Genomic DNA, 24,784 nt, shown 5'->3' with positions numbered 1-24,784 from the left:
GGACCATCATGCCCGCTGGCCAGGCAACAGCCGCACCGTGTCAGGAACCAGCCAACGACGGCCCGTGGCTCGTGATCGTCCTGGCGGATGCGGCCCCTCCGGTCGGCTGCCGCTCGCCCTGTCCCGATGCCGCGGGCAACTGCCGGACGGTCGCCGAATGGTCGAGCCCCTTCAGCATGGACAGCGGTACGCCCTTCTCCACGAGCTCCGAGGCCACCTTGGCGTTGAACGACTCCGAGCGAGGCGTGGCGTTGTACAGCTCCCGCAACGGAACCCGCCCCTCACACATCAGCGCCACGGACGGATGCAGCTCGGCGAAGGCCTCGGCATAACCACTGTCGTCACCGATCTCGGTCATCGTCCCGTCCTTGAAAGCCTCGTACTGCCGTACGCCATCCGCTTCCTCGACCCTCAGACTGACCGTCCGCTTCTCGTTCACCGCCTTGCTCAACGCGGCCACCATCGGCTGGTAGGGGTGGTGCGTTCTGTTGCCTGCGGCATCGATCACGTACTCCGTCGCGCGCAGCTCAGGCTTCGCGGCCTTGGGTGCCGCGGCCTCCAACGGGGGAGCGGCTCGCCGGCCCGACTCGAGCTGCCGCAACCCGTCGAGGTACTCGTGTTGCAGCATCTTCAGGTAGTACACGGCCTTGGACGTCTCGGGCAGTCGCTCCGAGTGCTTGACCTTCAAAGAGTTGTTGCCGCGATCGGACACCTCATGGACCGTGACGCTGTAGACCATCGGCGCCTCGACGGTGCCGAGGGCCCCTTCGTGGAAGCGGCTCGTCTCCAGTCGCGTCCCCTGCGAGTCGGACGACTGCTCCTTGAGCTGCTCACCGACCGAGCCGCCGACGTTGACCGGTCCGCCGCTCGCGCCACCGGTTGCCGTGACCGGCATGAGTCTGTTGCCGGTCGTGGTGATCCCGTTGCTCTCCATGTCGCGCCACACCTGGCCGCTCTGACCGCCGGGGATCGGCGTGTCCTGGAGTGTCCAGCCCACCGGCCTGGCCTTCACCACAACGACGAACTTTGTACCGGAGTTGCCCCGTCCGGCGATTGCCGTCAGTTCGAGGCCTTCGTCGCTGGTGAGGCGCTTCAGAGCGGACCGCAGGGAGGTCGGCGAGAGCTCGCCCGCCAGCGCGACGTCGTACTCCCGCATTGCCGCCTCGCCGACGTCCTTGTGAGCGGCCAGATAGCCCCTGACCTGCGCGTGGAGCTGATCGGTCGCGGGCTCACCCGGACCGTACGGGACCATCGCCTCCGCACTAGCGCCCTCCGGGATCCGGAACGAGCGATGGTCGGGCAGCACAGGCTGAGCAGGAACGTTCGGAGTGGCCTCCTTGAGCAACTCCCGCGGCACCAGTTGCGTCATCCGGGCGTTGACCCTGGCCGGCGTCGCATGAGTCGTCTGCTCGGCCGGCAGCGTGCGGTTGAGGCGCCAGCGCACACCTGCCATCGTCGCCGCGCCGGCATTGCGGACCCGCGACACCTGGATGTCGAAGGCGGCGTCCCGCTGAACCTCGGCCTGCTTGAAGTGTCCCGTCCGGTCGATGTGGGTCTTCTGGGTCCCGTGCTTCGCCGTGACGTTCCGGCTGCGGTCGGTGCCGACGCCCCCGGACAACGACGTGTCGGTCGAGCCCTTCAGCTCAGCTCCGGCCGCGTACGTCGTGGTGTGCGAGACGGATTGGTCCTGCCCGACATAGTCGTAGTTCTGCTTGAGCCCGATCGCGTCCACGTCGGGGATGTCCGGCGTCCCGTCGACCATCGGCGGACCGTCGTACTGCGCTTTGACCTGGACGACGATGAGGTCAGGCTGAGGCTGACCCGGGACCGGTACTTCGACCTCGGTCACGAACCCGCGGACGCCGTACATGTCGCCCAGATGCCCCTGCCAGCCGTCCGTACCGAGATCGATCGCGAGGGCAGTGCGCAGCATCGGGTTGGTCGCCATCAGTCCGGGCGCGAGCTCCTCCACCTGCTGCAGCGCCGGGGTGAGCAGGTCGACGTGTCCGCCTGGCTGACCGATCGGGCTGATGTCCTCGATCTGCGCCGACGCGAGACCGACGTCGTACTGCGGTGGCAGGCTCATCACGCGAGGCTGATCGGCGGCCTGCTCGATCTCGACGATCACGTCATCGATCCGCTGGACCGGGGCTGCCGGCGTCGCCTGGGACTCCTTGCTCTGAGCAAGAAGCCGCTCGGCCAGCCGTTCGTCGGTGTGCTCGGCCGCGAGACCGGTGGTGATCCCGGCCTTCTCCTTCTTGTAGCGACGGACGAAGGCGCTGGCGTCGCGCGGACTGATCTTGAGCTGGCCGCCCAGGTATCGCTCGGCCGCGTCGGTGACGACCTCCAGCGGCAGATCGAGTTCACCACGCCCGTACAGGCGCAGGGCCCGCCGCTCCGGCGTCGTCGTCTGCACCTTCGCGTCCTGCAGCGGCACGGACTGTACGACGTTGCCGTCGGCATCGATCACGTCCGCGGACAGCTTGTACCGGTCGAGGAACTGGTGGTGCGTGCCGACGTTGATCAGCAGGCCTTCTTCGCCCATGGTCTGGCTGTTGCTGGTGGACTGCGCCGTACCACCGGTACGCCCGGCATTGAGGCTGCCCGCGAACGACGACGCATCGGCCTGAACCGGACCACCGCCGCCGTCGACCCCGACCCCGCCCGACGAGGACCGGCCAGACGTGAAGCCGGTGTCCTTCATGGTGAGGTTGATGTCGCCGGAGTTCTGCTGGGTGACGGCGACAAAGGCACGGTCGACGGCCTCGCCCCGGACCACCACGCTATAGCCGCGCGGCAGAATCGTGCTCTGCCGGACGGCGTCGACGGGATTGCCGGCCGGCGGGACGATCGTCAGCGGGAGCCGGTACTCCCCGTTCATCCACTCCTTGTGCGCGACCAGGCTGTCCGGCCCGAGCATCGCGTGCAGTTCGAGGTACGTGTTGGAGCCCAGCTCGATCCCGTCGACGGCCGAGGTGATCCGGTCGACCGGGTTGCCCGCGTCGACGTGAACCGGCATCGACTGCTTGACCGCGGCCATGCTCGGCGCCTTGGGCTGGGGCCCACGGACCGGCTCACCCGCTCGCGACAAGGCGCTGTCGACGAAGATCCGGGCGCTGCCGGGCGCGCTGACCAGAGGATCGGTGTCGCCGTTCGGCGTGACCTCGGTAACCACGATGTCGTGGCCGACGCGCAGGATGTCGACCGGCGCGGTGGTCTCGGTCAGCGACACCCGGTTGACCCGGCGGCCCGCCGACCAGCTGAAGCTCCGGCCGACCGCGCTCCGGCTGAGCTTCACGCCGAGCCGTCCGGCCCAGCCACGGACCCCAGCACCCGGACCGTCGCTCACGCTCGCTCCGAGTGAGAGCGGCACGCCCTTGGACCGGCCGCCGGACCGGCTGTTCGCGTCGGAGGCGATACCGAGCCGGACGACGTTGTCCGTCGTACTCGTGCCCTCGCCGGTGACGTCGTCGAAGTCCTGTCGGACAGCGACCCGGAATGTTCGGTACCGCGGCTCGTGCCCGGTCCGCTGGTCGATCAGGACCATCGGGATGCCGCTCTGCGCAGCCTGGTTGTAGCCGGCTTCCAGGCGTTCGGACGCGATGGTCTGGATGACTCGGTCGTAGTTGATCAGCTGCCCGCTGCGCAGCCGTCGATCCTCCGGCAGGTCGTCGAAGACCGGCTGGAGGTTGTGGTCGAGCGGGGGGACCAAGCCGTCACGGCTGAGCTTGCGCAGGGTCTGCTCCAGCGCGACGCGATCGCCGGTGACGTTCTGGACGAGCGCCTGCCCGGCGCCGTGCAGCTTCTCAGCGCCGTTCCCGATGATGGGTGGCAGCGTCTGCTCCTCGGTCGGCGGCTCGGGGTCGCCGCGGAGCAGTACCCGGTTGTGCTGATCGAGGCGGACTGTGCCGTCGGGCTTGAGCAGTACGGCGTTCTTGTCGACCCGGCCGCCGGCCCGGAGGAGGTCGTTCTCGGGGACTCGGAGCCTGGCGTCGCAGAAGTCCGTGATGACGACCGGATCGGCCTTGGGATTGCCGAGGTCGCGCAACGTGGCCCTGACCCGGAAGCCGACCACTACGCCCTGGGTCGGTCCCTGGTTGCGGTGGACCACCGGAGTGATCGAGGTCGCGCTGACGCTCAGCCCGCCCTGCCGCGAGACGTTGCGCCCGGCCGACACACTCGGGCCGACGTCGGCTGTCGTCGAGCCGACGTCCTTGAAAGTGCCGCCGACACCGACGGAGACCGAGGCCGAGGTATCGGAGTTCTGGCTCGCGCTGACGCCGTTGAAGTCGACCTCGACCCGCTCTTGCCACAGGTCGTAGCTGGCCTCACCGCTGAGCTTCGCCGTACTCCAGATCGGCTCGACCTCGAGCTGGACGTGGTACGCCGCCTCGCCCGCGCTGACGATCTGATGGCCGTATCCACCTGGTCTGCTGGTCTGGCGCAGCAGCCGCGAAACGTTCTGGGTAAGCAGGCCGTCGATCTGGCCGTAGGCGACCCGATCGATCTTGCCGAAGCGTTCACGGCCGCCCGCGACGAGCCGGTCCCGGATGGAGGTCATGCCATCGATGTGAGTGACCGTGTGGCGAGGGAAGTCCTTGCTGACCTCGTCGGCCCGGCCGAGCTCGGCAAGCGTGACGGTCTCGGTCGCGGGCTTCACCGTGTACGCCGCGGACACCCAGGTCAGTTGCGGGCCGGCGTCGAAGGCGGCCGGTGCCGACCAGGGCTCGGTCGCCGACGCGCGGACCTCGATCTCCCACTCGCCGGTCCAGCCGACCTGCAGCGACTCGCCCCGGTCGTCGTCGACCGAGCCTTCCTTCTCGTGCGCAGTCGATCCGCTCGACTCGCTGAGTCCGTGACCGGAGGACACATCGACCCGCGGAGCAGCGAATTGGGACAGCGTGTGGACGGTGCTTCCCTGTGGTGCCATCGCCATGAACGGCTGCGCGGAGACGCCGAAGTTGACGCCGGTGGAGTGGTTGGCCGTGGTGGTAATGCTCTGTCCGCCGTCGCCGATCGTGCCGGTCATCTGCTCGGCCAGGTCGTAGTCCCGGTCGAGGTTCTCGCGCACGTCCCGCGGCTTCAGGCGGAACCGGACCTGCGCCAGTTCGCTCACGTCGGAGTCAGCGTTCCCGCCGACCGTGAACTCGATCCCTTCGTCCGTCACCAATCGCCGGTACGCCGCCGTGGGCACCGGCAGCGGGGTGCCACCGTCACTGAGCCGGGCAGAGATACCGTGCGCGGCCAGTACCTGGTTGATCTCGCTGACGGGGACTGCTGGCAGCTCCCCGTCCGGTACTCCGGTATTGAGGACGTCCTTGACCGGCAGAGCTGCATCCGACGCGACCTGGTACGCAGTGGTCTTCTCCACGGCGTTCTGCGCCAGCGTGGCGAGTGCTGCCTGGGGACGACTCGGATCGGCAAGGACGGCGTTGAGCTCGGCCAGGAGATCGCGCTGACTGCTCAACGCCTGCTCGGCCGCCGCGACGGCCGCCTCGTAACCTCCGGCGATTTCGGTGTGCCGGTTGGCCTTCCGGACGGCGCCCGCGGCCTCGACGTCCAGGACGCGCGCGCGTTCGTGCCGGCCGTTGTCCTTGAACTTGCCCTCAGCAACGACCTTGGCCGACAAGTCCCGGGCTTCCTCGGCGGCCGCGGCGGAGCTAGCCGTCTTCGCGTCAGCCAGCTTCTGCAGCTCCTGGACTTCCGACTCCAGACCGGTGACCGCAGTGTCGACCTTCAGCTGCAGAGCAGCAGGCGTGTACGGCGCCAGCGCGGCCGCTTCGGTCCGTACTGCGAGCGCCGCCGCCGTCCCTGCCGCTGACGCCCCGCGGACGTGGATCGCGTCGGCAGCCCAGGGGAGTACCGGCGAAACACCACCCTTGTGGCGGATCGAGGTCGCGAGGGCATCGAGATCTCGTTCCAGCACGGCGGTGCGCTGCGGATCCTGCCGGTTCCTCGCCTGCTGCCAGGAACTGTTGAGGAACTGGTACGACGCGTAGTCGGCGTTCAGGCTGCGATCGCGTTTCTCGCGTCCGAAGGCCGAGCGCAGCTTGCTGAGCACACCGGCCGGGCGCCGCGTGTTGGCCGCGTGGAGCTCGTGGGTCAGCTGGCTGAGCTGGTGGACCCAGACCTGGGCCAGCTGGTCATCGGACAGGCGCGGCGAGATCCGTAGTACGTGGGGATCGTTGGCTGTGCCCGAGCGGAGTCGGCCCTCGGCGACCTGACCGCGCGCGGTGGGCAGGACCTCGACCCGGACGTGTTGAGGCGCGTCGCTCGTCGTTGTCTGCAGTACGGCGAGTTGGGCCTGGGGATCGATGAACGGCCGGCTCGTGATCATGCCGCCGAGCTCTGCGCGGCCGAGCTGCTGCAGAGCCGCGAGTGCTGCACGCTCATCGAGATTCGGGTCGAGGGCGGGCCTGCCGCCGATTCCGGTGACGAGTCCGGAGCCGCGCACCTCGGGGGTCGTGGTCCGGGCGTTGGCCACCCCGCGGTGTCTCGAGCCGGGCTGGGCGCGATGCCGTCCACCTTGCTGCAGCTGCTGCTGCGCGATCGGCAGCGCAGTACCGGCTGGTCCCGGGGTTGCTTGGTGGTTCAGCAGGTAGGCATCGCGGCGGATCTGACGTGTGGCCGCAACGAGTTCTGTCGGCCTGGCCGGTTGAGATTGGTCGGGCAGGGCGGCCAGTCGTGCTGCGGCGGCTTCGGAGCGCGGCGCGGCGCTCTCCAGGACGATCCGCAGCATCGCGTCGGCCTCGTCGCGACGGACCTGCTCGAGACCGGGTACGTGCAAAAGGCGATCGAGTGCGGCGATCGCGCCGTCCGCGGGCTCGAGGTCGCGGTTGCGGGCGACCTCGGCACCCACCAGGGCGACCGACTCGGCGAGCAACCGCTCGTCGCTCGCCCGGTCAGCCGCCCGGCGGCTGAGCCGACCGTCCAGAGCATCGACGACCTCGGACGGCAAGGCTTCGTGGGCATCGAGCCGGAAGCTGCCGTCGCGCAGCCGGACGCCGGAGGGCGCGACCACGCCGAAGGCAAGGCCGAGAGCGTGGCGAGCGCGGGCAGCGGCGAGGTCACCCTGTGCCGGGGTGCCGTGGGCCGGATCGCCCTGCGCCGCGATGGTCATCCAGCCCGCTCCTTCGTCGTCGGTGACGTGAGTGTGACCGCAAAGTAACCTCCTGGGTTCCACCCGGCAACCGGTAAAAGATTTCAATCCGGCTACCGATCGACGGTGCTGAGTTCCGGCCGCTGCCGTGTCAGGCTGGTTCCCGATGAACGTGAAACTTTCTCCTTCCCAGTGGTCGGTTTCCGAGGCCCGGAGCTTGACTGCTCAACTACGTCCGGTGGCCGACGGCCATGCCTATGACGGCATCGAGCTGTTCAGCGCGCTCTGCGAGTACCTGGACCAGCTGTACGGCGGTACCGGGTTCGACGAGTTGCTGCCCGAGCCGCAGCAGGCCGCGCTGGGTGGTCTCATCCGGAGTGTGGTGTCGACCACTCCGGCGGACCCGGACGGCGACCCGCTGGACCGGCTGGATCAGCCGGTGAATTCGGCCGTGACGCTGGCCGAGGGGCGTGAGCTCACGGCGTACCTGGCCGCTGCAGAAGACTGGCAAGGCGAGCTGGGCCGCGCACTGCAGGCGCTTTACACCTATCTAGACCACTTGTACGGCGGACCGGGAACGTTCACCCGGCTGCTCACCCGGGAAGAGCGCGAGCAGGTCGCATCCAGGGCACCGAAGAGGTAACGGCATGACCATTCGGTCCGAATGGTCCTCATCGACCATTACGGTAGGCGCGTGAGTTTCTCGTCCTCCACGCGTCCCTCCGCCCCCGGTGCCCGCGGTTCCAAGGCTCCGGTCGGTGGCTCGAACCGACTTCCCTCCGGCCGCGAACGCCGTCCCGCGCTCGCCGCCCTGGCGGTGATCCTGATCCTGCTCGGCGCCGCCGGGTCGGCCTTGATCGCGCTCCGCAGCGGGGATCGGACCAACTACGTCGCGATCGGCGTGGATTCGATCAGCCCCGGCCACAAGATGACCAAGAGCGACCTCGCCACCGGTGACCTGGCCGGCAAGACGGCTGCCCTGATCCCATCTGATCAGTGGGAGACGAAGGTGAAGGACAAGTACGCGACCGGCTGGCTGTACCGGGGCCAGTACGTCACCGAGAGCAACTTCACGGACAAGCAGATCGCCGCCGGTGGTGTCGCGATCGGCGTCAGCCTCGAGGCCGGCCGGGCGCCGTCGTCGGGTCTGTCGGTCGGCGACATCGTCCAGGTGGTCCAGGTGCCGGCCGCCAACCAGGCCGGCGGCGTGCCCCAGATCCTGGTGAAGGCTGCCGAGGTGACGAGCGTCGCCGGCAAGATCACCGACGACAAGACGAACGCGAACACCACCCTGAACGTCACCATCGTGGTACCGGCCGCGCAGTCGACCACTGCCGCCGGCGCCGCTGCGAGCAAGACGCTGGTGCTGGTGAAGCTGCCGTCCAATACGAAGCCCGAGGTCCCCGCGAACGACGGGGACAGCTGATGGCACTCGTAGCGCTGGCCAGCGCGAAGGGCTCGCCCGGGGTGACCACGACCAGCCTGGTGCTCGGCGCGCTGTGGCCGCGGCCGGTGCTGCTGGCCGAGTGCGACCCGGCCGGTAGCGACGTGGCGATCCGGATGACGGCGCCCGGTGGCCAGCCGCTCAACTCCGACCGTGGATTGGTCAGCCTTGCTGCTGCCGGTCGCAAGGGTCTCGATGACGACGTCATCATGGCCCACAGCCAGCAGCTCGACGGTGGCCTCGACGTCATGATCGGCGTGCGTGCGCCGGAGCAGATCGGTGGCATGGGCGGGCTCTGGGAGCCGTTGGGGATCACCTTCAACCAGATGTTCAGCTCGGACGTGATCGCGGACTGCGGTCGGATCGGTCCTGCTTCGCCGCAGCTTCCCGTAGTACAGGCTGCTCGGCTGGTTGTTCTCGTCTGTACTGCGACCGGCTCGTCCGTCGCGCACCTGCGGGAGCGGCTGTCGTCGCTCGTGCATCACGTGGACGCGAAGCTGGGCGTCATCGTGGTCGCCGACCCGAAGAAGCGTGATGGCGTCAAGCAGGTCTGGTCGGTGCTGGACGCGATGTCCGTGCCGCTGGAGCACCGCTGGCATCTGGCCTACGACCCGGTCGGCGCCGCGTTCTTCGACGGTCGCGGACACGGCCGGCTGGACCGTACGCCGCTGATCCGGACCGCCAGCGACATCGCGGCCGAGATGGCGGCGGTGGTCAACCGGCCGACCCAGCACGACTTCGACATGGCCCAGGCGGCCTTCCCACCCGACGGTGCCTGGGAGGGTAGATGAGCACGGATCAGGAGCTCGTCCGCAAGCTCCGGGTCCAGGTCGCCGAGCGGCTGAACGAGCAGCGCCGGCGCGACCAGGTGAACGGCGTACCGCCGATGAGCGCCGAGGACGAGCGGGAGTACGCGCGCTCACTGATCGTCCAGGTACTCGAGGACCATGCCCGGTACGAGCTGGCCGAGGGACGCACCCCGCCCACGCCGGACGACGACGCGCAGATCGCCGGCGCCATCCACGCCTCCCTGTTCGGCGTCGGCCGGCTGCAGCCGCTGATCGACGACCCCGAGGTCGAGAACATCGACATCAACGGGTGCGACCAGGTCTTCATCCAGTACGGCGACGGTCGCGAGGAGCGCCCCGGACCGGTGGCCGACAGCGATGACGAGCTGGTCGAGCTGATCCAGGTGCTCGCCGCGCACGCGGGCCTGACCAGCCGCCCGTTCGACTCGGCCAACCCGCAGCTCGACCTGCGGCTGCCCGACGGCTCCCGGCTCTCGGCCGTGATGGGCGTGACGTCGCGGCCGTCGGTCTCGATCCGGCGATCCCGGCTCGGCAAGGTGTTCCTGCAGGATCTGGTGGCCAACGGCACCATGTCCGCCGACATCGCGTCTTTCCTGCGAGCGGCCGTGGCGGCGCGCAAGAACGTGATGATCGCCGGCGCGACGAACTCCGGTAAGACCACGCTGCTGCGCGCCCTGGCCAACGAGATCCAGCCGCACGAGCGGCTGATCACGGTCGAGCGCTCGCTCGAGCTGGGGCTGGGGGAGTTCAAGGACCTGCACCCGAACGTGGTCGCGTTCGAGGAGCGGCTGCCGAACTCCGAGGGCGTCGGCGAGGTCAGCATGGCCGACCTGGTTCGCCGCTCGCTGCGCATGAACCCGAGCCGGGTGATCGTCGGTGAGGTGCTCGGCGACGAGATCGTGACGATGCTGAACGCGATGAGCCAGGGCAACGACGGCTCGCTGTCTACGATCCACTCGAACAGCTCGATGGAGGTGTTCAACCGGATCAGCACCTACGCGATCCAGGCGTCCGAGCGGTTGCCGATGGAGGCGACCCAGATGCTGATCTCCGGTGCGCTCGACTTCGTCGTGTTCGTCCGCAAGCACAACGACTACCAGCACGGCGGCACGCTCAGCCGGTACATCGAGAGCATCCGCGAGGTGACCGGCTGGGACGGCCGGGTGCTGTCCGGCGAGGTCTTCGCCCCGGGCCCCGACGGCCGGGCCGCGGCGCACGCGCCGATCGCGTGCATGGACGAGCTCGAGCACTACGGCTACCAGCCGCTCGTGCACGGTCGGTGGGCCTGATGAGCAACGAAACCCTGTTGTCCCTCCTCTGCGGCGCCGTCGTCGGTGGCGCGATCCTGCTGCTGATCGTCGCCATCCGCGGTACTACGCCGCGCGAGTCGACCCCGTCGCTGTTCCGGCGGGGCGGGAGCGTTGAGGGCCGCAAGCAACTGATCCGGCTCGGCACCGGGCTTGGCGTCGGGCTGATCGTCCTCGTGGTGACCCACTGGCTGGTACTGGCGGCGGCCCTTGGGCTGCTGGCCGCGCTGGCCGACCGGTTCTTCGGTGGTACCGGGGAAGAGCGGCGCGCGATCGAGCGACTGGAGGCGTTGGCCACCTGGACCGAGGCGCTGCGCGACACGATCGCCGGTGCGGTCGGCCTGGAGCAGGCCATCCCGGCGACTGCGATCAACGCGGCGCCGGCGATCAAGCCGGGCCTGAACTTGCTGGTCGACCGGCTCCGGATCCGCGAACCGTTGCCCTCGGCACTGATGCGGTTCGCGGACGACCTGGACGACCCGTCGGCAGACCTGATCGTGGCGGCGCTCGTACTGAACGCCCGACTGCGCGGACCAGGTCTGCGCGAGGTGCTGAGCGCCTTGGCCGATTCGGCCCGTGAGGAGCTCGACGTCCGCCGGAAGGTCGCGGCCGAGCGCCGGTCGACCCGCCGAAGCGTGCAGGTCGTCGTGGCGATCACGCTGCTGGTGGCCGCCGCGCTGATCCTGTTCAACCCGACCTACGTCTCGCCCTACACGAGTTTCATCGGCCAGTTCGTGCTGTTCATCGTGATCGCCCTGTACGCCGTGGGGCTGGTCTGGCTGCGCAAGCTGGCGAAGATCGAAGTACCGGATCGGTTCCTGATCCGCAGTGACGACCGGCGGGCTGCCCGCAGTGGCGACGAGCGGATGGAGGTGGTGGGCGGATGACCGGCGCCTTCATCACGGGAGCGATGGTCGGACTCGGTGTCTACCTGCTGATCCGGATGATCATCCGGCCGCGCGCCAACGTGCTCTCGACGATCGCGCGGATCGACGCGGGCCGTTCGGGATACGTCAGCGCGGCGACCGCGAGCGCGGCGGGGGAGCGGGTGCTCGGCGGGGTGGACCGGGCGCGCGAGACCCTCGGCCAGCGGCTCGAGGCCGAAGCGAACGCGCGGGGCTGGACCTTCGGCCGGTTGCGCCGCGACCTCGCGGTGATGAACCAGCCGTTCGCGGCGATGCTCGCGACCAAGGTGTTCTTCGCTTTGGGTGCGCTGATCTTCATCCCGTTCGTGCTGTTCCTGTTCGCCATGCTGGGGTTCAGCGCGCCGGGGGCGACGCCCGCGATCGTCACGCTGGCCGCGATGGCGTTCGCGTTCTTCCTGCCTGACCTGGCTCTGCGCCAGGAGGCGGAGGCGCGCCGGCGCGACTTCCGGCACGTGGTCGGCAGCTTCCTGGATCTGGTCGCGATGAACCTGGCCGGCGGCCGGGGTCTGCCGGAGGCGCTGATGACGGCCTCCACGATCGGCGACCACTGGGCGATGGCCCGGATCCGGCAGGCACTGGCGAACGCGCGACTGATCGGCATCACGCCGTGGGACGCGATGGCGCGGCTGGGTGAGGACCTCGGGGTCGAGGAGCTCCGCGACCTCGCCTCGGCGCTGGCGCTGGCCGGTGACGAGGGTGCGAAGATCCGCGCCTCGCTGCTGGCGCGAGCGGCGTCGCTGCGGCGGAAAGAGCTTGCGGATGTGGAAGGCAAGGCAGGCGAGCGGTCGCAGTCGATGCTCGTCGCGCAGCTGGTGATGTGTGCGGCGTTCATGTTGTTCCTCGGCTATCCGGCCGGCGCCGCCATCCTGGGCAGTTGATGATGGCGGTCACAGGGAACAGGGATCCGTCGGGCCTTTGTGTCCGTCGTACAGGGCATACTGAGGCTCGAATCGGGCTCAGGACTGAAGTAACGAGTTTCGGAGGGTTAACCGGATGAACGTGGAAACGCAGTTCGTGCGCGCGATGGTCGGCTACGCGCTGGCGCGGGCCCACACCCAACGGGCCCGCGGCGCGGCCGCCAAGGCCAATGGCACCCGCACCCGCGACGAGCTCGGTGCGTCGGCGCTGGAGTGGGCGATCATCTCGGCGATCCTGGTCGCCGCGGCACTCGCCATCGGTCTGGTGGTCCGGGGCGTGATCGACAAGCGCACGGGCGAGATCCAGAACGGCTGAGGCGTTGTCGCGGTCACCTCGTCCTGGGGAACGAAGTGCGCGCCGCCGCCCGGGCAGGATCCGGGCGGGCAGTGGTCGCGTGCGTCGGAGGCGGTCCGAGCGAGGTGCGTCCTCGCTCGAGCTGGCCATCCTGGCGCCGTCGATCCTGGCGCTGATCTTCATCTCGATCCAGACGGCGCTGTGGCTGTACGGCCGGTCGGTCGCGCTGAACGCGGCGCAGGAAGGGGTCTCCCGGTTGAGGCTCGTCCAGCCGCCGCTCTACACCAGCGCGATCGGTGAGAAGGTCCGCGGCGACATCGAGGCCTACGCGCAGCAGCTCGGCGGCAACACCCTCGGCGACGCCGTGGTGGAGCCACCGGCGTACAACACGCCCGAGGGCATGGTCTCGTTCACCGTCACCGGCGAGACCATCTCCCTGGTCCCCGGCCTCAAACTCACCGTCACCCGCACCGCCACCGGCCCCATCGAACAATTCCAAGCCGACGACAAATGAGCGAGGCATGACACCCACCCGCCCCCGTGGTGCCGCCGCCTGCCGCGCATGCGGCCGGCTAGCTGCGCTGCGGCCTGCCTTCCGCGGTGAGCGGGGGACTATGGCTTTGGAGATGGTGATTCTGGCGCCTCTCCTGCTCATTCTGTTCATGTTCTTGCTGGCTTGTGGGCGGTACTTCCAGACGTCTTCGTTGCTGGAGAACGCGGCGCGGGACGGGGCTCGGTCGGCCAGTCAGATGCGGTCGCTGGGGGATGCGCAGGGGCAGGTGGACGAGGCGGTCACGCGGACGATGGGGCAGGCGGTGACGTCGTGCAAGGACAGCGCGAGCGGCAGCATCACCAGCGCCTTCGCGGCCGGCTCGACGCTGTCCGTCGAGGTGACCTGCACGATCAACTACCGCGATCTCGGCCTGCTCGGCATCGGCGGCGACACCACCATCACCAAGCGCTTCAGCTCCTCCGTCGACCCCTACCGAGGAGTCCGCGATGGCAACACCCCCTGACCCGGCGGTCCGGCGTACCGGCGCCTGGGCTCGCCTCGTCGCGTTCGTCCGGGTAGATGCCCCAGGCAACCATCGGGGCGCGCTCAGCCCGGCGGTGGCGATTCTCGCGGTGATGATCTTCACGCTGGCCGGGCTCGTCATCGACGGCGGGCGGCAGCTCGGCGCCAAGTCCCGCGCGGTCGGCTACGCCCAGGAAGCGGCCCGCGTCGGCGCCGCCACCATCCAGCTGAACACCATCGAAGCCAAGATCGACACCACCAAGGCCGGCGCCGCGGTCGCCGCCTTCTGCGGCGAGGTCTCGAAGAACGACAAAGCCGTCCAGAGCTGCGGCGCCACCGAGCTGACCGACGACAGCCTCAAGGTCCAGGTCGTCATCGGCAACAAGACGACCTTCCTCGGCATGGTCGGCATCGGCCACCTCGACGCCACCGGCACCGGCGAGGCGCATGCGGAGCAGGGCGTCCTGAAGGCCGACGACAGCCCGAAGATCCCGCCGATCGTGGTCAGCGGCCGCACCGACGGCCCGGGCCAGATTCCCGTCACCAGCACCGCCGTACCGCCGACCCTCGACATCCCGTGCCCGGTCAACTGGACGATCGGCGTGACGAGCCCGCCCTGGGAGATCCCGTTCCCGATCCCGGCCAGCTGCAGCGCCAGCATCACCCCGACGCCTCCGGGTGGCACCGGGGGAACGACGCCGCCGTCGACCCCCACGTCCTCGAAGCCGACCAGGCCGGTGCCGACCGACACGAAGAAGACGAAGCCGACGACGCCGAAGACAACCAAGCCAGGCGGCGGCGCGCCTGCCGGAGTACCGCAGAACTCGGTGCCCACGGAAGTACCGCAGAACTCCCTGCCCCCGGGAGTCAACTGATGACCGATCTTCGAGGAGCCCCCGTCGTGCGACGTTTCCGCGCCCCAGCCGCCGTGCTGGCCGCAGCCCTGCTGCTGTCCGCCTGCGGCGGCAGCAAAGACGACGGCGGTATGCCCGTGCCCGTCGGCGGCGACGAAACCCGCCCCACGGTCACGCTGAGCGGTACTCCGTCCGCCGACCCCACCTCGGCGCCCACCGGCAAGACCTCGGCCCCGGCGACCACCACCGCCCCACCGCCCGCGGCCAACCAGGTCACCGTCGTACCAGGGAACTTCGCGACGCAGGAAGCCGTCCAAGGCCTCGTGAAGAGCTACCCGCTCTATTTCAGCGCTCTCGTCGCCCGGGACGTGGAGATCGTCAAGGACAATTTCCCGGCGTATTTCTACGCGGACACCTCGCAGGACATCTCGGAGGCGAAACGTAACGGGTGGGTGATGAAGCCACCGGCCAGCGTGGTGGTGATGGGCACCGCGCCGCAGCCGCTCGGTGTGGTCCGGCTCAAGCTCTGCCTGTCCCAGACCACGCAGTTCTGGAACCCGAAGGCGAAAAGCTGGGTGGTGCCGGCGCCGAAGGGAGTCGCACGATCCATCGACATGATCCGGACCGGCCTCGGCTGGCTGCCGTACCAAATGGGCCCGGCGAACCTGAGCAATTGTTCAACTGTGCGCTTTCCGGCCTAGTCCGAAATACAATCGTTTTCCGCAATGACGTGACTGGACAGAATTCACCGGGCATGATGCCCCTGGCTGAAGATAACCTGCGAGTAGCCGATCGAGACTCTGGAGTGAGGATGCGCAACCGAGTGAGCCGAGGGCTGATAGCCCTGACCACGGTGCTCGCACTGCTGCTGGTCTATCCGGCGTCGACCGCCTCCGCGGACACGATCACCCAGGGTGACCGGGTCTGCAGCATGTACGTGAACTCGATCGGCTTCGGCGCCTTCTGCAGTTCGGGCCAGGCGTACTTCGGTGACGGCTCGCCGCCGCCGACCTGGAAGGACCGGCTCGGCAACCACATCTTCATCCCCTGCCGCGACTTCCCGATCCCGGAAGGGATCGCGCTCGGCAAACCGCCGCCCGGCAAGGAGTGGGTCCTGCGGGTGAGTATCGAGGACTACAACCTGAACAGCGTCGACGGTGGCAAGGACGTCCACCTCGAGCGGGCGATCACGCCGGTCTCGGCGCAGGACCGCGACCAGTGCCGTAAAGAGCCGTACATGGACGAGTTCTGGGCGACGTTCGACAGCACCTATCCGGATCCGGCGCTGCAGGTCAAGCCGACCTACACGCCCCGGGTCAACGTACCGGCGTACTTCTCGCTCACCCGCGAGAGCTCGATGATCTTCCACACCGAGCAGGGCGACCCGGACCTGAACAGCGCGTTCTACGACGCGACGCACAACCTGACCATGCGCGGGCTGGTCACCTCGATGGTGGTCGATCCCGGCGACGGTACCGAGCCGTTCGCCTGCGCGATGGGCGTCGGTCGCGTCGACGACGGCTTCGACGGGTACGACGATCACGCGGACCCGTTCCACCAGATGAGCACCTGCTCGCACAAGTACGCCCGGTCGAGCGCCAAGCAGCCCGACGGGATGTACACGGTGAAGCTGACGATCACCTGGACGGTCGCCTACTGGACCGGTGGGCCCGACTGGAAGACGATCGGCACGGCCGACATTCACGCAGTACAGCGCCTGCCTGTGCAGGAAGTTGAGGCAATCGGTGGGTAAGGGAGGGGCGACGATGGTGAAGACGAGCGAGCCGGTGCGGAACGCGCGGCTGCCGCAACGGTCGGGCGGAGGGGCCGGCGACCGGCTGAGAGGCCTGTTCTCGCTGGCGGCGATCGTTGCGATCGTCGGCGGCGTTCCCTACGTGCTGCTGACCTTCTTCGGTACGCCGTGGCCCGACCACGTGCCGAACCGGGATGTGCTGTTCGACGAGTTGAGCGCGCAGACGATCATCGGCATCATCGCCTTCTTCATCTGGGTGGCGTGGCTGCACTTCGTCATCTGCCTGATCGCGGAGGCTGTCGCGGAGATCCGCGGGCACGGCTTGTCGCCACGGATCCCGCTCGGCGGGGGCTCGCAGACGCTGGCCCGCCGGCTGATCGCGGGGGTCGTGCTGATCGCGGGCGCCGCCAGCGTCACGCTGCCGGTCGCGAACGCGGTGACGGCACCGGCCGTCGGCAACCCGACCTCGGTGACTGTTGCCCAGAGCAACGACAACAGCTCGGTCGAGGCCTTCCGCCAGACCGAGCCGCGCAGCTCGGTGCAGATCGGCATCGCGCCTGTCAAGCACACGCACACCGGCGTACGGACGAACAACGACCACACCGGTCAGGTCGTCAAGTACACCGAGGTGCGGCCGCCGCAGGGGCGCAACTACGACTGCCTGTGGGACATCGCCGAGCGCTACCTGGGTGAGGGTCGGCGGTACAAGGAGATCTACGACCTCAACCACAACAAGCTGCAGCCTGACGGCCGTCGGCTGACGAACCCGGACCTGATCCTGCCGGGCTGGCAGGTGCGGCTGCCCGCGGACGCCAAGGGCGCCGGCGTGCACACCGTGCTCGTCAACGTGGACCACCACCCGGCCGCGAAGACCACCACGACTCCGGCCGCCAAGCCAGCGGTCAAGCCCGCCGAGAAACCGGCCGCGAACCCGGCGAGCGAGACGCGCACTGCCGAGCAGGGTGGCAATGCCGTCGGCAGTCGCTGGTTCGAGAAGGAAGAAGCGGGCTCGTCGGTCGATGTGGACGGCAAGACGGTCCAGCCGGGCGTCGACGCCTCTACGCCGGACAAGGCGGGCGTCGCTGTGGCACCGATCGGCTCCAAGGCCGAGGCTCCCGCGGACAGCGGATTCGACGTTCAGCAGGCTGGCATCTACGGCCTCGGGGCGACGCTGCTCGCTGCTGGGCTCGCGATCGCGCTGAAGCGTCGTCGCGGCTGGGCCCAGGGTCCTGGTCCCAAGGCGGCCGGGCACCGGCAGACCGAGATCGGGCTGCGGCTGGCTTCCGACGTACCGACGGCTCGGTTCGTCGACAACGCGCTGCGCTCGCTGGGCGCGACGATGACCAAGGACAACCGGGTGATGCCGACCGTGGTTGCCGCGCTGGTGACCGATCGGGCGCTGACGCTGGTACTGGAGCCGGGGGAGTCGCAGGCTGCGCCTCCCGGTCCCTGGCAGGCCATTGCCGACGGCACCCGTTGGGTACTGCGCCGTGCGTACCAGCCTGAGGGCGATGTAGACGCGCCCGCTCCGTACCCGACGCTCGTCACCCTGGGCAGCAACGCCGACGGCGCGACGGTCCTGGTCGACCTCGACACCGCCGACGGAATCGTCAGCTTCGGTGGCGTCACCAACGCCTCGCGCGACGTCGTCGGATCGCTGGCCGCCGAACTGGCCACCAACCAGTGGTCCGAGGGCGCGCACATCAGCATGGTCGGCTTCGGTGACGACCTTTCGACGCTGGCCCCGAGCCGGCTGAGCTACTGGGTGAGCCTGGACGACGCGCTGCGGGAGGTGACCCGGCGTACGGACGCTCAGGTGCAGGCCTGTGGGCGGCGCGACGCCGCCTCGGTCGCCGACGCGCGGATGGCCTTCCCGGACCCGCAGTTGTGGGGTGCCGAGATCATCTTCGTCTCCGCGCCGCCGTCGCCCGAGGAGGAGGCCAAGCTCGCGAAGCTGGCCTCGGACCCGAAGCGCTGTGTCGCGGTGGTCGTCGTCGGTGACGTGATGAGCTCGCCGTGGCGGTTCGTGGTGGACGAGAAGAACCAGGCCGTCTGCCGGCTGCTCGGGCTCGAGGTCGATGCCCACAGCATCAACCCGTCCCAGTTCGCGGATCTGGTTGCCCTGTTCGGCGTGGCCGAGGCCGAGGCGCTGGACAAGCGGCGCGCGGATCTGGACATGCCCGCGTACGAGTTCTCCGCGACGGATCTCAGCCGGCCCGCGCCGGTCGAGATCGACCTGCTCGGTCCGGTCGAGGTGGACGCCCGCGGCGAGATCGACCCCGGCCGGGTCGCGCTGTCGACGGAGATCGTGGCGTTCCTGGCCAGCCAGGACTACGGCGTACACCCGAACGTGCTCGCCGGTGCGATCTGGCCGCGCGGCATCAGCGACGAGCTGCGCAACGCGGCGCTGGAGCACACGCGCAACTGGGTCGGCGTGGACGCCATGTACGCCGACGAGTCCGGTCGCTGGCTGCTGAACCGCAGCGTCGTCCGGGTCGACTGGGACGTCTTCCGTACGTTGGCCAAGCAGGCGTCGATGATGGAGGACCCGCGTGGTCCGCTGTCGACCGCCCTGAGCTTGGTGCACGGTCAGTCGTGGTCCAACCTGCCCGCAGGCCGCTACTCGTGGCTCGCGGCGTCCGGTGTCGAGCGGAAGATGGCCGAGTCGGTCGTCGACGCCGCTCTACGCCTCGCTGAGGCCAGCCTTCGCCACAACGACGGCAATCTGGCCCGTACGGCCCTCCAGACCGGCCTGAGCTTCTCGCCGGCCTCCGAGGACCTCTGGCGGGCCACTCTGCGGCTGGCAGCGCACTTCGGTTCGTCGGAGGACGTTGGCAACGTGGCGGCGCAGATGTACGGGGCGCTGGCCAAGCACGGCGCACCGCGTGGGCCTGAGGCCGAGACGGACGCTTTGGTCGACGAGCTGCTGCCGGGCTATCACCGGCCGGCGGCGGTCGCGTAGTACTGGGTCTCGTCGCGTAGTACCGGCTCTTCAGACAAGAAACCGCCCCGGGAGGAAGTCCTCCCGGGGCGGTTGTGCGTGCGGGGTCAGAGCGGGTTGGCGGACCAGGTGTCGCAACGGGTCATGTCGCCGGAGTCCATGCCGAGCTGGAACCACTTCATCCGCTGGGCCGCGGTGCCGTGGGTGAAGGACTCGGGGTTGGCCTGGCCCTGGGTCTTCTCCTGGATGCGGTCGTCGCCGACCGAGGCGGCGGCGTCGAGGCCACGCTCGATGTCGTCCTGCGACAGCTCGGTGATCAACGGCTTGCCGCTCTTGGTCGGCACCGTGGTTGCGTGGTTCGTCCAGATGCCGGCCAGGCAGTCCGCCTGGAGCTCCGAGCGGACCGAGTCGGAGTTGGCGCCCTCGCGGGACTTGATCCGGTCGAGGATGCCGTACAGGTCCTGGACGTGGTGGCCGTACTCGTGCGCCACGACGTACGCCTCGGCGAACGGGCCGCCCTTCGCGCCCAGATCGGTCTCCAGGGTCTTGAAGAAGCCGAGCTCCAGGTAGACGGTCTTGTCGGGCGGGCAGTAGAACGGCCCGACCGCCGCCGTGGCGGGGCCACAGCCGGTGCTCACCGAGTTGCTGAAGACCCGCATCGGCGCCTTGGTGTACTTCTTGCCGCGGCGGGGGAGTTCGGCGGCCCAGAAGCCCTCGATCGAGTTCTGGTAGGCGACGAAGGCGCAGTCAGGGTTCTGGGCGATGTCCCGGCCGGTCTTGCAGGAGCCGAGATTGCCGGCGGCCGTGTTCTGCGCCGCGGGCTGGTCGCTGCCGCCCCCGCCGCCGAGGGTGCCGTTCAGGAGCAGGATGACGACCAGCAGGATGATGCCGCCGATACCGCCGCCCACCGGGATCCCCATCCCGCCGGGCAGCCGTCCGCCGCCTCCACCACCGCTGCCGCGGGTGTCTTCGACACCGCTCGTGTCCAAGTCGGCGTCAGGGTTGAATTTCACACGACATACACTAGACCTCGTCGCCGCAAGAGGCCGCCTTGTGACGCGGCGCGCGGCCCTGCCCGCTACCAGCCGCTGCCGCCCCGCCGACCCAGCCCGTTCATTTCCGACCTGAGGACACCTGCGCCGCCATGATCACTGCCACCAACCTCGAGGTACGCGTCGGAGCCAGGCAACTGCTGTCGGCTGCCTCTTTCCGCGTCGGCCCAGGCGACAAGGTCGGGCTGGTGGGGCGCAACGGCGCCGGCAAGACGACGCTCACCAAGATCCTGGCCGGTGAGGGCCTGCCCGCTTCCGGCTCGGCGACGTCCTCGGGTGAGATCGGCTACCTGCCGCAGGACCCCCGTACCGGCGATCTCGAGATGCTGGCCCGGGACCGGATCTTGGCTGCGCGCGGGCTGGACGAGGTGGTCCGGCGGATGCGCAACGCGGAGAAGTCGATGGCCAGCGCCGACGACAAGACCCGCGAGAAGGGCATGCGGCGGTACGAGCGCGCCGAGGCTGACCTGCATGCGGCCGGTGGGTACGCCGCGGAGTCCGAGGCGGCCCGTATCGCGGCGAACCTCGGCCTGCCGGATCGGGTGCTGGGGCAACCACTGGGGACGCTCTCGGGCGGTCAGCGCCGCCGGGTCGAGCTGGCCCGGATCCTGTTCGCCCAGGCCGAGACGCTGCTACTCGACGAGCCGACCAACCACCTGGACGCCGACTCGGTCGTCTGGCTGCGTGACTTCCTGAAGAACTACCCCGGTGGCGTGATCATGATCAGCCACGATGTGAACCTGCTCGAGGAGACCGTCACGCGCGTCTTCCACCTGGACGCGAACCGGGCCGAGATCGACATCTACAACGTCGGCTGGAAGGCGTACCTGCTGCAGCGCGAGACCGACGAGCGCCGCCGCAAGCGCGAGCGGGGCAACGCCGAGAAGCAGGCCTCCCAGCTGATCGCCCAGGCGAACAAGATGCGTGCCAAGGCGACCAAGGCGACCGCGGCCCAGCAGATGCTCAAGCGGGCCGAGAAGCTGATGTCCGGGCTCGAGGACGAGCGCCAGTCCGACCGCGTCGCGAAGATCTCGTTCCCGACACCGGCCGCGTGCGGCAAGACGCCGCTGATGGCGAAGGAGCTGTCGAAGTCGTACGGCTCGCTGGAGATCTTCACCGACGTCGACCTGGCCATCGACCGCGGCTCACGCGTCGTCGTGCTCGGCCTCAACGGCGCCGGCAAGACCACCCTGCTGCGGGTGCTGTCCGGCATCGAGAAGATGGACACCGGCGAGGTCATCGACGGCCACGGCCTCAAGCTCGGGTACTACGCGCAGGAACACGAAACCCTCGACGTGAACCGCACGGTCATCGAGAACATGAAGTCCGCCGCCCCCGACCTGAACGAAACCCAGGCACGCTCGGTCCTGGGCTCCTTCCTCTTCAGCGGCGACGACGCCGACAAGCCGGCCAGCGTCCTCTCCGGCGGCGAGAAGACCCGCCTAGCCCTGGCCACCCTGGTCGTCTCCGCCGCCAACGTCCTCCTCCTGGACGAGCCCACCAACAACCTGGACCCCGCCTCCCGCACCGAGGTCCTCAACGCGATCCGCTCCTACCAAGGCGCCATAGTCCTGGTAACCCACGACGAAGGCGCCGTAGAAGCCCTAGAGCCCGAGCGAGTCCTGCTCCTCCCCGACGGCGTAGAAGACCTCTGGACCAACGACTACGCGGATCTGGTCTCTCTCGCCTAAAGGGTGAGGGTGTTGTCGCAGTGGCCTTCGACCTCTTTGCTGTGGGTGGCGATGACCACGGCACAGCCGTCTTCGGCCAGTCGGCGCAGCAGGGTGAGGACTAGGTCGGTGTTGTCGGTGTCCAGCGCGGCCGTCGGCTCGTCAGCCAAAACGACCGTCGGCTTCTTGACCAGGAGTCGGGCTACCGCTAGGCGCTGCTGTTCGCCGCCGCTGAGGCGGTAGACGGGGTCCTGGCCACGTCCAGCCAGGCCCACGGCCTGCAGTGCGGGGGCGAAGGCCTCGCGCCGGCCTGCGATCGCGAGGTTCGCGTCGACGGTGGCGTTTTCGATCAGGGCGTAGTTCTGGAACAGGTAGCCCAGGGTGTCGCTGCGGAAGCGTCGCTGGCCACCGGCTCGCAGGTTGGTGATGGTCTGGTCGCCGACCCGGATCGTGCCTGAGTCCACCCGCTCCAGCAGCCCAAGGCAGTTGAGTAGGGTCGACTTGCCGGCGCCGCTCGGGCCCGTGAGGGCGAGCATCTCGCCCTGCTCGACGGTGAACGAGAGCTCGGACCACAACGGGTCCGGCCCGAAGGCCTTGGTGATGCGATCAGCGACGATCATCGGATCTCCTTGTCCGGGGACAGCCAGCGCACAGCACCTGCGGCCAGCGTCACGGCGATCAGCACGACACCGCCCGCCAGTACCGGCTTCCAGGTGGCGCCGTCGACGACGTACGCCGGTAGCGGGGGCAGCGTGGGGACCCGGCTGCGGGCGAGTACCGCAGCCGACCCGCTCCAGGTCCATACCAGCAGAGCGATACCGATCGCCGCCTCCAGAGCCAGCAGCCGCCAGTGCGTGCGCAGGAATCCCCAGCCGTGCAGGTGTTTGGCGAACAGGCTCTGCGCGTTGCGGCCGCTGTACACGAAGGCGATCGCGAGCGCGGTGAAGATCAGCAGCGCCACCCCGATGAGCAGATTGACCAGCTGGATCCCCGCGTCCCGCCGGGCTTCGAGGTACCGCTGCCCGGCGTCGTACGCGAACGGCGTCACGCCAAGGATGTAGTCGCCCACCCCAGCGGAAGTCATAGCCTGCGTGATGCGCTCGGGGTTCTCCACCAGGATGCCGCCGTTGGTGGCCATCGTGGTGTACGCGCCGTCGCCGATGATCCCGGAGGCAGCGGGGACGACCAGCACCACCGCATCACGCACCAGAGGAGTTCGATTGCCGGTACCGGTGGTTGACGACAGCAACGTCTGGCCATCGAGGATCGGCTCAGCCTGGAGGTCAGGGGCCTTGCCCTGAAGGGCTACCGCGGCCCAGCGAGGCAGCTCGTCCTCGATCCGGGCCGCCTGCGCGCCGTACCGGGCCGGTACGAGCAGCCGCGCGTTCGTACCGGGTGTCACCCGACGGCCGTTCGCGTCCCGTACGTCGTGCTTGCTCAGGTAGCTCTCGTCGACCATGAGGAGGTCGCGTTTCGACTCGAAGAGGTTGTAGCGCGCGGCAATGGTCACCTCGCCGCGTTCGTCGGCTTTCCGCAGCGCCTGGCCGATCCGGGTGTCGAGCTGCGCCGCGTTCTTCGAGTACTCGATCGCGGCGCTCACCCGCAGGCAGTAGGCCTCGCCGGCCGCGGCCCAGGTCCGCTGGCTTTCCCGCGCGTCGGTCAGCGTCCAGAACGCGGTCAGGCTCGAGGACGCGATGGACAGGATCAGCAGCAGACTCCAGCCGCGCAGCAGATAGGCGCCCGCAAACGCCCAGCCGGCGGTGATCCGGCCGCCGATCGCCTCGGTGATCGGGCTGCTCTGCAGCAGCATCACCGTCAGAGCCTGGACGACCAAAGCAAGAACGATCAGCGCGGCGGCGATGATCAGCTCCACGCGCAGGAACATGCCGACCTGGTGAAAACCGTTGTAGAGGTACAAAGGGAGCGCGAGCAGCAGGTTGACCCCGACGACGGTCACCGCGGCGAGCAGCAGCACCCGGCGGAAATCGCCCGCGATCATCCTGGCCGGCGAGTGCCCGTGCAGCCGCTGGATCCCGTACGACCTCGTGTTCAGGACCACGCTCGACGCGACGGTCACGACGATGACGAGGGCGATCGCCAGGACGAAGGTGGTCAGCGCGCCGGCTCCGAGCTTCTGGAGCTCCGTACCGAGCGACGGTACCGGCGTCGACGCGCCGTGGTAGCCGAGCTCCTTGAAGGCCTGGACCAGGTCGAGGCTCTGTTGCTGGCTGCCGTAGACCAGGTACCTGCCGTCCGCGGTCAGCGCCCGGGACTCCTGGTACGGACGGAAGTGCAGGTTCACCGCGGGACTGAAGCCCGGGTAGCGGCTGTTCAGCCAACTCGTCGACGGTGCCGCGGTGTCGCCGACGGCCAGGAAGACAGTACGTTCGCCAGGGTCGCGCGGATCGTCGTACAGGCGGCCGATGTTGATCCGCTGCTGCCGGGCGAAGGCCTCGACCGCTCCGGCCACCTCGGCGGCGCCGGCACCGGCATCCGGCTTGTCCAGCTGGATCAGGTACGAACTGCCGGCCGTCGCCAGCTCGTCGTGTCCGCGCAGGGTGACGAAGGACAGCATGGCCGCTGCCAGCACGATCACCACGTAGCCGAACTTGATTGCCCTGGGCAGCAATTGGTCTCCTCCCCGGGACGGGTACGAACGCGGTGAGCGCCCGTACCCGTCGACTTCAACGGCGGTGGATCAA

General features: G+C 68.9%; 18 protein-coding genes. 14 read left to right on the top strand and 4 right to left on the bottom strand.

All coding sequences use genetic code 11. From position 1 onward, the window contains the following. Nucleotides 1–40: 40 nt before the first annotated feature. Nucleotides 41–7,120 carry a hypothetical protein gene (locus OHA70_RS32555; protein WP_328324159.1) on the bottom strand — a complete coding sequence of 2,360 codons (7,080 nt, stop codon included), beginning with the start codon at nt 7,118–7,120 and terminating at the stop codon, nt 41–43. A 217-nt stretch (nt 7,121–7,337) separates the two neighbouring features. Here OHA70_RS32555 and OHA70_RS32550 point away from each other — a divergent pair, with 217 nt between their 5' ends. The 13 genes from OHA70_RS32550 to OHA70_RS32490 all read left to right on the top strand — a co-directional run bounded on the left by OHA70_RS32550 (nt 7,338) and on the right by OHA70_RS32490 (nt 19,381). Continuing rightward, on the top strand, nt 7,338–7,742 hold the full coding sequence (locus tag OHA70_RS32550) for a hypothetical protein (RefSeq protein ID WP_328324155.1): 405 nt from the start codon (nt 7,338–7,340) through the stop codon (nt 7,740–7,742). Between the two features lie 51 nt (nt 7,743–7,793). Further along, nucleotides 7,794–8,525, top strand: coding sequence for a hypothetical protein (locus OHA70_RS32545; RefSeq protein WP_328324153.1), 732 nt, complete (start codon nt 7,794–7,796; stop codon nt 8,523–8,525). Next, entirely contained in the window at nt 8,525–9,334 is an 810-nt protein-coding gene (locus OHA70_RS32540) for a hypothetical protein (RefSeq protein ID WP_328324151.1), read from the top strand. Before OHA70_RS32545 ends, OHA70_RS32540 begins: the two co-directional genes overlap by 1 nt. Continuing rightward, complete coding sequence (locus tag OHA70_RS32535; RefSeq protein ID WP_328324149.1) at nt 9,331–10,641, top strand: CpaF family protein; 1,311 nt, start codon at nt 9,331–9,333, stop codon at nt 10,639–10,641. The genes OHA70_RS32540 and OHA70_RS32535 overlap by 4 nt, the downstream gene beginning before the upstream one ends. Beyond that, a complete protein-coding gene (locus tag OHA70_RS32530) occupies nt 10,641–11,546 on the top strand; it encodes a type II secretion system F family protein (protein WP_328324147.1) in 906 nt (301 codons plus the stop codon). The genes OHA70_RS32535 and OHA70_RS32530 overlap by 1 nt, the downstream gene beginning before the upstream one ends. After that, on the top strand, nt 11,543–12,463 hold the full coding sequence (locus OHA70_RS32525; RefSeq protein WP_328324145.1) for a type II secretion system F family protein: 921 nt from the start codon (nt 11,543–11,545) through the stop codon (nt 12,461–12,463). Before OHA70_RS32530 ends, OHA70_RS32525 begins: the two co-directional genes overlap by 4 nt. Nucleotides 12,464–12,578: 115 nt before the next feature. Next, nucleotides 12,579–12,818, top strand: a complete 240-nt coding sequence (locus tag OHA70_RS32520) for a hypothetical protein (RefSeq protein WP_328324143.1) — start codon at nt 12,579–12,581, stop codon at nt 12,816–12,818. A gap of 79 nt (nt 12,819–12,897) precedes the next feature. Further along, nucleotides 12,898–13,311 (top strand): TadE/TadG family type IV pilus assembly protein, encoded by a 414-nt coding sequence (locus OHA70_RS32515; RefSeq protein ID WP_328324141.1) that lies wholly within the window; start codon nt 12,898–12,900, stop codon nt 13,309–13,311. 7 nt (nt 13,312–13,318) lie between these two features. Then, nucleotides 13,319–13,813: a TadE/TadG family type IV pilus assembly protein gene (locus OHA70_RS32510; protein WP_328324139.1), complete on the top strand. Its 495-nt coding sequence runs from the start codon at nt 13,319–13,321 to the stop codon at nt 13,811–13,813. Further along, nucleotides 13,797–14,687, top strand: a complete 891-nt coding sequence (locus tag OHA70_RS32505) for a TadE/TadG family type IV pilus assembly protein (RefSeq protein ID WP_328324137.1) — start codon at nt 13,797–13,799, stop codon at nt 14,685–14,687. Before OHA70_RS32510 ends, OHA70_RS32505 begins: the two co-directional genes overlap by 17 nt. Before the next feature lie 26 nt (nt 14,688–14,713). Next, entirely contained in the window at nt 14,714–15,367 is a 654-nt protein-coding gene (locus tag OHA70_RS32500; protein ID WP_328324135.1) for a hypothetical protein, read from the top strand. Nucleotides 15,368–15,477: 110 nt separating this feature from the next. Then, complete coding sequence (locus OHA70_RS32495) at nt 15,478–16,419, top strand: hypothetical protein (protein WP_328324133.1); 942 nt, start codon at nt 15,478–15,480, stop codon at nt 16,417–16,419. Nucleotides 16,420–16,432: 13 nt separating this feature from the next. Continuing rightward, entirely contained in the window at nt 16,433–19,381 is a 2,949-nt protein-coding gene (locus tag OHA70_RS32490) for a hypothetical protein (RefSeq protein ID WP_328324131.1), read from the top strand. An 86-nt stretch (nt 19,382–19,467) separates the two neighbouring features. Here the strand turns inward: OHA70_RS32490 and ypfJ are convergent, their stop codons facing one another. Beyond that, the gene (gene ypfJ, locus OHA70_RS32485) at nt 19,468–20,373 is read right to left on the bottom strand and encodes a KPN_02809 family neutral zinc metallopeptidase (protein WP_328324129.1); all 906 of its coding nucleotides are present in this window, start codon (nt 20,371–20,373) and stop codon (nt 19,468–19,470) included. A 131-nt stretch (nt 20,374–20,504) separates the two neighbouring features. Here ypfJ and abc-f point away from each other — a divergent pair, with 131 nt between their 5' ends. Then, nucleotides 20,505–22,103 carry a ribosomal protection-like ABC-F family protein gene (gene abc-f, locus OHA70_RS32480; RefSeq protein WP_328324127.1) on the top strand — a complete coding sequence of 533 codons (1,599 nt, stop codon included), beginning with the start codon at nt 20,505–20,507 and terminating at the stop codon, nt 22,101–22,103. Here the strand turns inward: abc-f and OHA70_RS32475 are convergent. Both OHA70_RS32475 and OHA70_RS32470 read right to left on the bottom strand, forming a co-directional pair. Beyond that, entirely contained in the window at nt 22,100–22,702 is a 603-nt protein-coding gene (locus tag OHA70_RS32475) for an ABC transporter ATP-binding protein (protein ID WP_328324125.1), read from the bottom strand. The genes abc-f and OHA70_RS32475 overlap by 4 nt on opposite strands. After that, a complete protein-coding gene (locus OHA70_RS32470) occupies nt 22,699–24,711 on the bottom strand; it encodes a hypothetical protein (RefSeq protein WP_328324123.1) in 2,013 nt (670 codons plus the stop codon). The genes OHA70_RS32475 and OHA70_RS32470 overlap by 4 nt, the downstream gene beginning before the upstream one ends. Nucleotides 24,712–24,784 lie beyond the last annotated feature (73 nt).

It is taken from the genome of Kribbella sp. NBC_00382 (genome assembly GCF_036067295.1).
GTDB lineage: Bacteria > Actinomycetota > Actinomycetes > Propionibacteriales > Kribbellaceae > Kribbella.
The sequence above is the reverse complement of the archived record's forward strand: the minus strand, read 5'-3'. Positions and strand labels throughout refer to the sequence as shown.